The following is a 12,310-nucleotide window of genomic DNA, read 5'->3' as shown; positions in this document are numbered from 1 at the left end:
TCGCCCCCTCAAAACCGCTCCAGCTTCGCCCGCACCTTCGCCAGAAACGCTGCTCTCGTCTTCGGCGTCGAGGCGTCCATCAGATAGTGCGCCAGGAAGAAGGTCCGGCAGCGCGTGGCGCACAGCGCGCGCATGCCGCGCAGCAAGGTCTTGCGCCCGGGCTGGCCGACGACGACGCTCCACCATGTCGGCGCGCCGCAGGTGGTGATGACGCCGACTTTGGTCACATGCCGCATCAGCGACTTGATCCGCCCCTTGCCGGCCGGCAGCTTGAAGGCGACGTCCGTCGCCCACACCCGGTCGAGCCAACCCTTCAGCATCGCCGGCAGCCCGTACCACCAGGTCGGATAGACGAAGAGGATCGCCTCGGCCCAGTTGAGCAGCTCGAAATGCGGCTTCAGCGCAAGGTCCTGCGGCGCCTGGTTGTTGTAGAAACGCCGTTCCTCGCAGCTCATCACCGGATCGAACTTCTCGGCGTAGAGGTCGAGCAGCCGCACCTCCCAGCCCTTTCGCGTCAGCACCTCCACGGCGGTGTCGCGGATAGCGGCGCAAAAACTCTCCGGCACCGGATGGCAATAAACCACCAGCGCGCGCATCAGAATCTGTCCATGCTGGCCGTGACCTTGGCCAAGAACGCCTTGCGCGTCTCGTCGCTCGAAATGTTCATCGAATAATGCGCCAGATAGGAAACCGAAGCGCCCGGCTTTACCGTGGCGCGCAGTACGCGCTTGACCAGTTTGCGCGGCGGGTCACCCATCAGCATGGCGCGGAACCGGCTGCCGCCATAGGTGGTGACCGCCGCGATCTTCCTGATGTTGTGCAGCGACGGCTGCGCCTTGCCGTCGACCAGCTTGAACGACACGCCGGGCAGGAAGACGCGGTCGAAGAACCCTTTCAGAATTGCCGGAAAGCCGTAATTCCACACTGGATAGGAAAGCACCAGCGCATCGGCGCGCAGCAGGCGTTCGACATACGGCGCCGCAGGGTCGGCGGAGCCGCGCGGATTGTGATAGTCCAGCCGTTCCTGGCGAGAGAGCCGCGGGTCGAAGTCCTCGGCATAGAGGTCGCAGTCGTCAATCGCATGACCGGCAGCCGTCAGTCGCTCGACGATCGTCCGGTGCAGGCCGGCATTGAAGCTGGTTTCGACCGGATGGGCGTGGAGGACGAGGATGTTCATGGCGAGGCATTGCCTGGGTCAGCGCGAGGCACCCCCCTCTGCCCTGCCGGGCATCTCCCCCGCAAGGGGGGAGATCGGACTATCTCCTTGCTTTCGCCAATTGTCAGCGCGGCAGGTTGGCGGCAGCGCTTAAGCTGCCGATCTCCCCCCATGCGGGGGGTGAGGAGTGGTCCGCGCAGCGGACGGGAAGCCAATTTCTTGGCTTTCCGAGCGACGAACGCCCGAAGCGACAGCGAAGGGCCCGGGCCGGCAGGCCAGAGGGGGGTGTTCAAGCGCGAACCTCTCCTCATCCCGTCCTCTGCAGCCCCTTGAACAGAAAAGTTCGTCCCGAACGGTAGTCATAATCCGGATTTTCCCAGGCGATCATCTTGCCGGGATTGAGCAGTCCTTGCGGATCGGTCTCGCGCTTGAAGGCGAGTTGCACCGCATCGGTCTGCTTCATGCCGCCCTCTTCCAGCGTGTAACGATGCGGGTTGAAGATCGGGCAGCCATTCTCCTCATGCAAGCGGATGATCTCGTCGAGCCGCGCCTCGGTGGTGAATTTGATCAGCGGCAGGCCGAAGCAGGTGACGTTGCCATCCAGCCGCACGAACTCCAGATGCGAGAACACTTCGCCCGGAAACATCGCGTCCATTTTCTCGACCAGCGCCAGCTGGTTGGGAAAGGGATAGAGCGACTGCAGATAGGTGATGTCGGGGTCGACCCGCAGCGCTCTGAGCGTTGTGTGGTTCCAGGCCAGCTCATAGGCCGGCGGCAGACCCTTTTTCTCCTCCGGCGTCGCCGTCGCGGCATTGAAGACCACCTCGCCTCCAGCCCGCCGCGTGAAAGCGAGAAAGGCGTCCAGCCCATGCCGCGCCACCATGACGACGCAGATGCTCTGCCCATCCTTCAGGAATTTCTGGTGCCGTTTGAAATAGAGCTGCGGCACCGGTGCCGCGATCGGCGTGATCAGCTTGGTCAGGATGCCGTCCTGGCAGGCCAGCGCGTTGCCGTAGCGCGCCGCATTCATGAAGGCGTCGAAGCCGACAATGATGTCGATCCACTCATAGGCCGCGGTCAGCGGCATCTCGACTTCGGTGATGATACCGTTTGTGCCGTATGCATGCGTCACCTTGTGCAGATCCTCGCCGGTGAGTTCGAGCGCCCTCGGCTCGGCCTCCATGGTTACCACGCGCAGGCGCAGCACATTGCCGAAATCACGCAAGCCGCCGAAATTGATCGAACCGACGCCGCCCGAACCGCCGGCGATGAAGCCGCCGATCGAGGCGGTGTTGTAGGTGGAGGGTGAGAGCCGCAGTTCCTGGCCGGAATGCGCCCGCGTTGCCTTGTCGATGTCGGCCAGCACAGCGCCCGGCCCGGTCACCACACGCCCCGGCGCGATCGACTTGATCTCGTTCATCTCGGCGAGATTGAGCACGACGCCGCCCGAGAGCGGCATCGCCTGGCCGTAATTGCCTGTGCCGCTGCCGCGCGGCGTCACTGGCACGCCATGCCGGTGGCAGGCGGCGAGCACGCGGATCAGCTCGGCCTCGTTCTTGGGCGTCACGACCAGGTCGCCGGTGACGTGATCGAGCTGCTGCTTCAGCACCGGGCTGTACCAGTAGAAATCGCGGCTCTTCTGCTGGACGATGGCCGGATTGTCGTCGAGCTTTATCCCGTCGAGATCGCGTTTCAGCGCGGCGATATCCATCAGTCCACCATCAGCTCGTCGAGTTCGGCATAGTCGGGCAATTGGCGGTCGATCGCGCGCCCGGCGCGCACGACGATGCGATCCGATTCGGGCCGCGACAGCAATTCCGTCCAGCTGCGGCCCTTGAAGACAATGAAATCGGCATCGCCGCCGGCGGCAAGCGTGCCGAAACCATCGAGCCGCATCACATCAGCCGGCGTTGCCGTGACGGCCTGCGGCCAATCGGCGACCGGATGATCGAAATGCAGGATGCGCGTCGCCATGCGGTAGACCTCCAGCATGTCGAGGTCGCCATAGGCATAGAAGGGATCGCGCGTGTTGTCGGAAGCGACCGCGATCGGAATGCCCCTCGCCTTCATCTCGTGCAGCAGCGTTACCCCGCGCCAGCGCGGCGTGGTTTGATCGCGCCGCCGGTCCTGCAGATAGAGATTGCACATCGGCAGCGAGACGATCGCCAGCCCAGCTTTCGCCACCTTATCCAGAGTGTCCAGCACCTCGAGGTCCGGCTGGCGCGCCAGCGAACAGCAGTGGCCGACGAGGATCTTGCCCTCGAAGCCGTTCCACAGCGACGCCTCGGCGATCTTCTTCAGCGAGATCGCCGCGACGTCGTCGGTCTCGTCGGCATGGAAATCGAGGTCGAGGCCATGCTTGACGGCTTGGGAGAAGACATGGTCGAGCAGTTCTTCCAGATCCGGCACCATGTAGGTGACGACGCCAAGCACGCCCTTGGCGGCGGCCACCCTTTTGGCCAGCCTGTCGAACCAATTCTTGTCGCGCACGCCCTCGACGCCAATCAGGCAGGCGCCCTGCAACTCGATGCGGCCGCGCCACCTCTCGCGCATCGTCTCGAACACCGGCCAGGAGATTTCCTCCTGCGGCGGGACACTGTCCAGATGCGTGCGCAGTGCTTTGGTGCCATGCGCGTAGGCGCAGCGCAGCGAGAAATCCATGCGCCGCGCCACGTCCTCGGCACTCCAGCGGTCAGTGCGGTCGGCACCTGTGGCATTCAGCGCCCCGATGAAAGTGCCGTCAGGATTGGGTTTTCGCGGCCAAATATGGCCCTTGTCGATATGGGTGTGGCAATCGATGAAGCACGGCAGCAGAATCCGCCCGCCGAGGTCGATCGCATCGGCAGGTGCGTTCGATCTGCCAGGAACAGCAATGCTGGAAATCTTGCCGTCGCCCACCGCGATGTCGGCAAGTGCGAAACCGTCGCCGTCGACGGGCGCGGCAAGGCCAGGCGTGACGGACCGATGAACGCGTGCGTTGGCGAGCCGGTATGAACCTGTGTTTGGAATCAAGGCGCTACCGCTCCTGCTTCAGCGCGCTCTCGTGCCAGCGCCGTAAGATGAGATGCGAAATCAACGACAGCACGAGGAAGATCAGGATGCCGGTCAGCGAGATCAGGAACAGCGCCGCGAAGAGCCTGGGCGCGTTCAGCCGGTAGCCGGCCTCGATGATGCGCGAGGCGAGGCCCGAAGACTGGCCGGTGGCGCCGGCGACGAACTCGGCCACCACCGCGCCGATCAGCGACAGGCCGCCGGCGATCTTCAGCCCGCCGAGGAAATACGGCATCGCCGCCGGCAGCCTGAGATAGCGCAATTGCTGCCAGCGCGTTGCGCCGTTGAGCTTGAACAGGTCGCGCAGATTGCGGTCGACCGAGTTCAGGCCGAGGGTGGAGTTGGAGAGGATCGGAAAGAAGGCGACGATCCAGGCGCAGAGCAGAAGCTTGGTCGTCTGGTTGTCGACATAGATGTTGATCAGCGGGAAGATGGCCACGATCGGCGTCACCTGCAGCACGATGGCGAAGGGAAAGAACGACATCTCCACCCATTTCGACTGCGCGAACAGCACCGCCAGCCCGACGCCGCCGATGACGGCAAGGAGCAGACTGAGGAAGGTGATGCGCAAGGTGACCAGCAGTGCGGAGAACAGCAGGCCGGCGTCGTTGTAGAGCGTTGCCAGCACCACACCGGGACGCGGCAGGATGTATTGCGGAATTTCATTCCACACACAGATGCGGTCCCACAGCCAAATCGCCAGGATCATGATCGCCAGCGGCAGAACCCAGCGGCCGATCCGCTCGAGCCGCTCCTGGCGCGCGCGGCGTGCTTCCTCGGGGTCGAGTTTCAATGCACCGTCAATGGCCGTCATGATGCGAGCCTGCAATTGAGTTGATGGCCTTGACCAGCACGTCGGACGTCTGCCGGCACAGCGCCGCATAATCGGGTGAGGTGCGAAAGGCCTCGTCGCGCGGATAGGCCGCATCAATGGCAAGCTCGTCGAAGATCCTGCCTGGCCGCGCCGCCATCACGACAACCCTGTTGGACAAAAACACGCTTTCGAAGACGCTATGCGTGACGAAGACGACGGTGAAGCGCTCGTCCTGCCACAACTCCAGCAGATCGTTGTTGAGCTTGAAGCGGGTGATTTCGTCGAGGGCCGCGAACGGCTCATCCATCAAAAGCACGCGCGGTTTGGTCACCAGGGCCCGTGCGATCGAGACGCGCATCTTCATGCCGCCCGACAATTCGCGCGGCACGGCGTTCTCGAAGCCGGTGAGATGAACCCTTGCCAGCATCTCGGTCACCACCGGTGCCGCCTTGGCGCGGCTGACGCCCTTCAGCCTGAGCGGCAGCCAGACATTGTCGAAGACGCTGGCCCAGGGCAGCAATGTCGGCTCCTGGAACACGAAGCCGATGTTCGAGCGGTCGAGCGAACCGCCCGCACGCCAGTCGAGCATGCCGGAGGTCGGCGTCGACAGGCCGGCGATCAGCCGGAGCGCCGTCGACTTGCCGCAGCCGGACGGCCCGAGCAGGCTGAGGAAATCCCCTTCCCGGATCGTCAGGTCGACGTCGGCGAGCGCCGTCACGCCATTGGAAAAGACCTTGCCGACGCCCCGCAGCGCCAACAATGCCGGAGCCGTGTCGGACCCGTTCGCCGGCGCCTGCGCTACCTGTTCCCGCATCATGCTGGGACGGCCTATTTCTTCAGCTCGAGCCCGACGCCCTTGTTGACGAAGGCCAGCGTGTAGGCTTTCGTGATGTCGATGCCGGCGGGCGTGACCTTGGCCTTGACCATCTTGTCGTAAAAACTCTTGATCCGCGCCTCGTTCATGGCGCCGATGCCGAGCTTCTCGGTGTCGCCGGAATCGGCCAGGCCGAACTTCTTCATCTGCTCGATCGAGAAAGCGATCTGCTCATCCGTCATGTCAGGATTGTCTTTCTTGATCATGTCGTTGGCGGCCTTGTTGTCGCCGTAGAGATATTTGTACCAGCCCTTGGCCGAGCCATCGACGAAGCACTGGACCACCTCCGGCTTCTTGTCGATCGTGTCCTGCATCACCTCGATCGTCGTCGAATAGGTGTCCCAGCCATAGTCGGCGAGCAGGAACTGGTTGGGCACGAAGCCGCCTTCCTTTTTGACCGCAAACGGCTCGGAGGTAACATAGCCTTGCTGGATCGACTTCTTGTTGGCGAGGAAGGGAGCAGTGTTGTAGGTGTAGGGCACGCGCTTGGCCGCGTCGAAGCCGAGTTCGATAATCATCCACTGGAAGAAGGTCTGCGCGCCCTCGTCGCCCAGAATGTACTGCTCGGCGTTCTTCAGGTCCTCCCATTTGTCCAGCCCCTCGCCGGGATGGGACATGATGACCTGCGGATCCTTCTGGAAGTCCGCCGCCACCACGCGCATCGGAATGCCTTGCTGGACGGCGTCGAAGGCCGACAGCAGGTTGCCGCCCATGTAGAAATCGATCTTGCCGGCCAGGAGCATCGGCCGGCCGCTGACCTGCGGGCCACCCTGCATGATGGTGACGTCGAGGCCGCAGGCGGCATAGGTGCCGTCGGCCACGGCCTGGTAGTAGCCGCCATGTTCCGGCTCGGCCAGCCAGTTGGTGCCGAAGGTGACTTTTTCATTTGCCGCGGCACCAAGCGTGCTCGCTGCAAGCACGGCCACCGCCGCTACCGACATCTTCAGTTTTCCGTACATCGACACCACCACCCTTTGTTTGCTCCGGCGCGCCACGCGCCAGGCTCGACACCAGAGATTCAAGAAGCAAGACACATGCCACCGGCATCTCGCGCCGGGACCCGCCCGCCTGCACCACAGCCATCTGCGAACGCCGGAAAGGTCGTGCTGCACCGGAGGCATCGTGCCTATTTTTTAAACGCCTGTCCACAATCGCACCGGCGACATGCACCGCCATCTTGAAGCTGTGACGAATCCAGTCTTAGGCTGGCGGTATCCAGGAGATTGCCATGTTCAAGTTTCTCACCCCGAAGTCGATCAAGCCGCCTTTTGCTCGCTACAGTCACGGCGTCGAAGTGCCCCCGGGCAAGCGGCTGGTGTTGTGTTCAGGCCAGGTCGCGATCACGGCGGACGACCAGGTTCCCGAAGACGCCGGCGCCCAGGCCGAGCTTTGCTTCAAGAACATCGCCGCGATCCTCGGCGAGGCGGGGCTGGGGCTCGGCGATATCGTTCGCATCAACGCCTATGTCACCGACCGCGCGCATCTGCGACCCTATATGGATGTCCGCGACCGGCTTTTTTCGAACCCAGCGCCGGCCTCGACCCTGATGATCGTCAGCGGGTTTGCCCGGCCTGAATTCAAGGTGGAGGTCGAGGCCATCGCGGCCGGGTGATCGACACACCGCCTATCTCGCGGTAGGTCTCACCGTTCATCGAAGAGGCATGACATGACCGTAGCAAAAAGACGCGTGTGGTGGGGTGACTATCGGACCACCGAATATGCCTCGATCGATCCCGAAGCGACGATCGCCGTACTGCCGGTGGCGGCGATCGAGCAGCATGGACCGCATCTGCCTGTCTCGACCGACACCTCGATCATGAACGGCATGCTCGACACGGTGATCGCCCGCCTGCCCGACGATCTCGACATCCGCATCCTTCCGGTCCAGGCGGTGGGCAAATCGAACGAGCATCTTCACGCGCCGGGCACGCTTACTTTGCCGGCAACGACGCTGGCGGACGCCTGGACCGAGCTTGGCGTGTCGATTGCGCGGGCAGGCGTGCGCAAGCTGGTCGTCGTCAACTCGCATGGCGGCAACGAGGAGATCATGGGCATCGTCACGCGCGAATTGCGGGTGCGCGAAAAGATGCTGGCGGTGAAGACCAGTTGGCAACGCTTCGGCCGCCCGGCCGGCATGTACACCGAACTCGAGGACCGCCACGGCATCCATGGCGGCGACGTCGAGACCTCGCTGATGCTGCATTTCCGGCCGGATCTCGTCGACATGACCAAGGCCGACAATTTCGTCTCCAACGTCGCCAACGCGGAGCAGGAATTTTCGCTCCTGCGCCACACCGGCACCCACGCCTTCGCCTGGATCGCCAGCGATCTCAACCCGAACGGCGTGGTCGGCGACGCCAGCATTGCCACGGCTGAAAAAGGTCGGCTGACAGCGGAACATCAGGCTGATGGTTTTGTCAGCCTGCTTAGGGATGTACGCAAGGCGAAGCTCGCCGATTGGCTGAAGTAGCCCTACATATCGATCTTCAGTTCGAACGGTGTGCCTTCAAGGGCATCGGCGCCGCGCCCGATCGCTTCGATTGCCGCGATCATGCGGCCGCCTCGACCAAGCAGCGCGTCGGCCACCGCGATCAGCCGCGGATTGGGCGTCGCCGAAGGCGACAACCTCCGCAACGTCCGGGCCAGCTCGGCCTCGTCGCGTTTCGGCGCCAGCGCGGCAGCGATGATATAGGCGGAGGCTGTCGAGCGGCTGATGCCGGCATAACAGTGAACGACCATCGGCCTTGCGCGGTCCCAGCGGCGCGCGAAATCGAGCAGATTGCGCACATGCTCCTCGCCCGGCATGGTCATGCCATCCTGCGCCGCCGCGATGTCGTGCATGACCAGGTGCAGATGGTTTTCCCTCATGATCGAGGCCGGGCGGAGCACATCGGTGCCGGCGGCCAACAGCGACAGCAGCCGCTCGGCGCCGGTCCTCGCCACCGTTTCCTCGACCTTTGCCAGCGAGCAGACATGGATCATGGTTTGATACCTTCCGCTCGATCCTCGCGCCGCGCCGCCCATTCGGCAAGGGCGGATTCAAGCCGCAGCCACTCCTCCTCGTTCCCCGGCATGCCTGCCCGCAGGACGTGCGGGCGGTCGGTGAAATGGCGAAGCAGGATGCCGCGCTCGCCAAGCGCTGCAAACAAGCCGGCGGCATCCGGCAGGCTGAGATAGCGGAACAATGTGGTGCCGCCCGCGGCAGGCACGCCGAAACGACCGAACAGCCCGTCGAGCCGAGCCGATACCTCCGTCAGCGACGCGCGCATCGCGTCCTGCCAGCCGATATCGGCAAGTGCGCGAATGCCATATTCCAGCGCCGGGCCGGCGACAGTCCAAGGTCCGAATTGCGTTTCCAGCCGCTGGGCCGTCGGCGCATCGGCAAGCGCAAATCCAAGCCGCAGGCCGGCCAGCCCGAAAAACTTGCCGAAAGAGCGCAGCACGACGATGCCGCCCTGGCCGACATAGCCGGCAAGGCTGTGTTCGCGCGGGCCGACATCCATGAACGCCTCGTCGACGACCAGCAGCCCGCCCTTGGCGCGCAAACCGGCGGCCAGCGCCAGCAGCCGGTCGCGCTCGACGATGCGCCCATCCGGGTTGTTCGGATTGACCACGATGGCCAGGTCGGCATCCGCCAGATCAGCGAAATCGCTGACTTCGGTCACCTCGTGCCCCGTGATTGCCGCCGCGCGGGCATGTTCGGCATAAGTCGGCCCCAGCACGAGCGCCCTGCCCGGTGCGATGAGCGAAGCCACGCGTGGCAGCAGGATCTGCGTACCGGGCGCAGCGACGACATTGGCTGGCGAGGGCGCACCATAGCTAATGGCCGCGATCGCCGTCAGCTCACGCGCCCGCCCCGCTTCCGGCAATCGCGACAGCGAGGTGGCGGGCAGCTCGAAAAGCGGGTAGGAGTGCGGATTGATTCCGGTCGAGAGGTCGACGAAAGGCTGGGGGGCGTTGGGGAAAAGCGCCCTTGCCCGGCCGAGACTTCCACCATGGTCCACCGCTCCTTCAAGAAGCTTCATGTCAGTCCTGATCGCTTTCCTGTCATTGGCCATCGAATCCGCGCTGGGCTACCCCGACTGGCTGTTTCGCGCCATCGGCCATCCCGTGACGTGGTTTGGCAGGCTGATATCCTTTCTCGATCGCAGGCTCAACCGCGCCACTGATCCCGACGCACTGCGTCGCCAACGTGGTGTCCAGGCGCTTCTGGTCATCGTGCTGGTGCCGGCGCTAATTGGCCTGTGCGTGCAGATCCTGCTCTGGTTCATTCCCCTGGGACTGTTCATCACCGCCCTTCTGGCAACATCGTTCCTGTCGCAGCGGAGCCTTTATGAGCATGTCGAGGCCGTCGCCGATGCGCTCGACTCGGGCGGCCTCGACATGGGCCGCGCCGCCGTCTCGCGCATCGTCGGCCGCGATCCCGAAACCCTCGACAGGGCCGGCGTCTGCCGCGCGGCGATCGAGAGCCTGGCCGAGAATTTTTCCGACGGCATCGTTGCCCCCGCCTTCTGGACGGGCGTCGGCGGCCTCGCCGGCGGCGCCGCCTACAAGGCCGCCAACACCGCCGATTCGATGATCGGCCATCGCACGCCGCGCCACGAAGCATTCGGCAGGGCAGCCGCACGCTTCGACGATTGGATCAACCTGCCGGCGTCGCGGCTGACGGCGTTGCTCATCACCTTGGCGGCTTTCCTGGTGAAAGGCGCCGACGCGAAAGCCGCATGGCAGGCGGTGCGGCGCGACGCGAAAAAGCACCGCTCGCCCAATGCCGGCTGGCCGGAGGCGGCGATGGCCGGCGCACTTGGCCTGGCGCTCGCCGGGCCGCGCAGCTATGGCGGCGTAACGGTCGACGACGCGTTCATGGGCGAAGGCGGCCGGCGCGAAGCCGATAGCATCGACATAAGGCGGGCGCTGAAACTCTACCGCGTCGCCGACTGCCTGTTGATCGCGCTGTTCGGCGTGGTTTCGGCGATCGTCATTCTGGCATGATCTCACCCCCCCGTGAGTTCTCTCCCGAAGGGGAGGAAGGGAGCCGGGCTGCAACAGGTTCGCGCCTTTCCTCTCCCCCGTCGATCGGGGAGAGGTGGCTCGGCGAAGCCGAGACGGAGTGGGGGTCGACGAGTTCGGCAGTCGCGTTTCTCGCACCCGCCGGGTTGCGCCTGCCTGTCTGCGGACCGCGCGTTCGATAACCGCCTTCCCCCAATCCGTCGCTGCTTCGCAGCGCCACCTTTCCCCCCTCCGGAGGGAAAGGAAGTGAGCCCTGCTGGAAGCGTTTGGCGACCAGACTTGAATGCTCATCCACAAAAGGGGACAACAGCTCTCAAAACTCGATCCCTTGTTGCGCCTTCACGCCCGCCGCGAAGTGGTGCTTGGTCAGCCCCATCTCGGTCACCAGATCGGCCGCCTCGACCAGCGCCGGCTTGGCGTTGCGACCGGTGACGACGACATGCAGGCCCTCGCGGCGCGCTTTCAGCGCGGCAACCACCTTGTCCAGATCGAGATACTCGTAGCGCAGCGCGATGTTGAGTTCGTCGAGCACGACGAGACTGATCGACGGATCGGCCATCAGCTCCAGCGCCTTGGCCCAGGCGGCCTCGGCCGCCGCGATGTCGCGCTTCAGATCCTGTGTCTCCCAGGTGAACCCCTCGCCCATCGCGTGCCAGACGACGCGGTCGCCGAAGGCGGCGAAGGCCTCCTTCTCACCCGTATGCCATTTGCCCTTGATGAACTGGACGACGCCGACGCGCTTGCCATAGCCGAGCATGCGCAACGCCAGGCCAAAGGCAGCCGTGGTCTTGCCTTTGCCGGGACCGGTGTTGACGATCAGCAGCCCCTTTTCGACCGTCTTGCTCGCCACCTCGGCGTCTTGGACCGCCTTGCGCTTGGCCATCTTGGCGCGGTGGCGCTCTTCGTCCTTTTCGTCGATGTCGGTCATGTCACTTCACCTTGAGCGGCAGCCCCGCCACCATCAAAAGCACGGTCTCGGCAATCGCCGCGACCTGCTGGTTGAGCCGGCCGGCGGCGTCGCGGAACCGGCGCCCCAGCGCATTGTCGGGCACGATGCCTTGCCCGACCTCGTTGGATACCACGAACCAGGGTCCGCGCGGCCGCGACAGCATGTCAGCCAGCCGCCGGCATACGCCCTCTACATCATGTTCGGCCAGCATGTGGTTGGTCAGCCACAGCGTCAGGCAGTCGACAAGCACCGGCTGGTCCTCCGGTAGGGCCTCGAGTGCACCGACAAGGTCTAGCGGTGCATCGATGGTCGTCCAGCCCTCGCCGCGCCGCGACCGGTGCAACGCGATGCGCTGCCGCATCTCGTCGTCATAAGGTTGCGCCGTGGCGATGTAGGCCCATGGCGAAGGCAAGGCGGTCATCAGCGTTTCGGCGTGGGGGGGGGGGGGGGGGGGGG

14 protein-coding genes are annotated in these 12,310 nt (G+C 64.4%); 3 read left to right on the top strand and 11 right to left on the bottom strand.

The genetic code is table 11. The annotated features are described in order from the left end of the window. Window positions 1-8: 8 nt before the first annotated feature. The 7 genes from LB541_RS25775 to LB541_RS25745 form a co-directional block, all read right to left on the bottom strand. Entirely contained in the window at window positions 9-596 is a 588-nt protein-coding gene (locus LB541_RS25775; RefSeq protein ID WP_140521127.1) for an NAD(P)H-dependent oxidoreductase, read from the bottom strand. After that, the gene (locus LB541_RS25770; RefSeq protein ID WP_224619879.1) at window positions 596-1,177 is read right to left on the bottom strand and encodes an NAD(P)H-dependent oxidoreductase; all 582 of its coding nucleotides are present in this window, start codon (window positions 1,175-1,177) and stop codon (window positions 596-598) included. The genes LB541_RS25775 and LB541_RS25770 overlap by 1 nt, the downstream gene beginning before the upstream one ends. Window positions 1,178-1,463: 286 nt before the next feature. Beyond that, complete coding sequence (locus tag LB541_RS25765; RefSeq protein ID WP_224619878.1) at window positions 1,464-2,867, bottom strand: FAD-binding oxidoreductase; 1,404 nt, start codon at window positions 2,865-2,867, stop codon at window positions 1,464-1,466. Next, on the bottom strand, window positions 2,867-4,168 hold the full coding sequence (locus LB541_RS25760; protein WP_224619877.1) for a cytosine deaminase: 1,302 nt from the start codon (window positions 4,166-4,168) through the stop codon (window positions 2,867-2,869). Before LB541_RS25760 ends, LB541_RS25765 begins: the two co-directional genes overlap by 1 nt. 4 nt (window positions 4,169-4,172) lie before the next feature. Continuing rightward, window positions 4,173-5,021 carry an ABC transporter permease gene (locus LB541_RS25755; protein WP_224619875.1) on the bottom strand — a complete coding sequence of 283 codons (849 nt, stop codon included), beginning with the start codon at window positions 5,019-5,021 and terminating at the stop codon, window positions 4,173-4,175. Beyond that, window positions 5,008-5,838, bottom strand: a complete 831-nt coding sequence (locus LB541_RS25750) for an ABC transporter ATP-binding protein (RefSeq protein WP_140495612.1) — start codon at window positions 5,836-5,838, stop codon at window positions 5,008-5,010. The genes LB541_RS25755 and LB541_RS25750 overlap by 14 nt, the downstream gene beginning before the upstream one ends. A gap of 11 nt (window positions 5,839-5,849) precedes the next feature. Continuing rightward, window positions 5,850-6,854, bottom strand: coding sequence for an ABC transporter substrate-binding protein (locus tag LB541_RS25745; RefSeq protein ID WP_140495611.1), 1,005 nt, complete (start codon window positions 6,852-6,854; stop codon window positions 5,850-5,852). Between the two features lie 269 nt (window positions 6,855-7,123). Between LB541_RS25745 and LB541_RS25740 the strand changes: the two genes are divergently transcribed. Together LB541_RS25740 and LB541_RS25735 are read left to right on the top strand one after the other, a co-directional pair. Next, entirely contained in the window at window positions 7,124-7,507 is a 384-nt protein-coding gene (locus tag LB541_RS25740) for a RidA family protein (RefSeq protein WP_140559592.1), read from the top strand. A 54-nt stretch (window positions 7,508-7,561) separates the two neighbouring features. Beyond that, window positions 7,562-8,365: a creatininase family protein gene (locus LB541_RS25735; RefSeq protein WP_140547725.1), complete on the top strand. Its 804-nt coding sequence runs from the start codon at window positions 7,562-7,564 to the stop codon at window positions 8,363-8,365. A 2-nt stretch (window positions 8,366-8,367) separates the two neighbouring features. Here the strand turns inward: LB541_RS25735 and LB541_RS25730 are convergent, their stop codons facing one another. Both LB541_RS25730 and cobD read right to left on the bottom strand, forming a co-directional pair. Continuing rightward, complete coding sequence (locus tag LB541_RS25730; protein ID WP_224619874.1) at window positions 8,368-8,877, bottom strand: tyrosine phosphatase family protein; 510 nt, start codon at window positions 8,875-8,877, stop codon at window positions 8,368-8,370. Continuing rightward, window positions 8,874-9,920 carry a threonine-phosphate decarboxylase CobD gene (cobD, locus tag LB541_RS25725; protein ID WP_224619871.1) on the bottom strand — a complete coding sequence of 349 codons (1,047 nt, stop codon included), beginning with the start codon at window positions 9,918-9,920 and terminating at the stop codon, window positions 8,874-8,876. Before cobD ends, LB541_RS25730 begins: the two co-directional genes overlap by 4 nt. Here cobD and cbiB point away from each other — a divergent pair. Then, window positions 9,919-10,887 (top strand): adenosylcobinamide-phosphate synthase CbiB, encoded by a 969-nt coding sequence (gene cbiB / locus LB541_RS25720; protein WP_140555013.1) that lies wholly within the window; start codon window positions 9,919-9,921, stop codon window positions 10,885-10,887. The two genes, cobD and cbiB, sit on opposite strands and share 2 nt — an antisense overlap. 331 nt (window positions 10,888-11,218) lie before the next feature. Here cbiB and cobO read toward each other — a convergent pair whose 3' ends face one another. Next, complete coding sequence (gene cobO, locus LB541_RS25715; RefSeq protein ID WP_140648779.1) at window positions 11,219-11,833, bottom strand: cob(I)yrinic acid a,c-diamide adenosyltransferase; 615 nt, start codon at window positions 11,831-11,833, stop codon at window positions 11,219-11,221. Window position 11,834: 1 nt separating this feature from the next. Next, window positions 11,835-12,275, bottom strand: a complete 441-nt coding sequence (locus LB541_RS25710) for a bifunctional adenosylcobinamide kinase/adenosylcobinamide-phosphate guanylyltransferase (RefSeq protein WP_224619907.1) — start codon at window positions 12,273-12,275, stop codon at window positions 11,835-11,837. Window positions 12,276-12,310 lie beyond the last annotated feature (35 nt).

The organism is Mesorhizobium sp. BR1-1-15 (assembly GCF_020165475.1).
In the GTDB taxonomy this organism is placed as follows: domain Bacteria; phylum Pseudomonadota; class Alphaproteobacteria; order Rhizobiales; family Rhizobiaceae; genus Mesorhizobium.
This window is presented reverse-complemented; position numbering and strand designations above follow the sequence as displayed.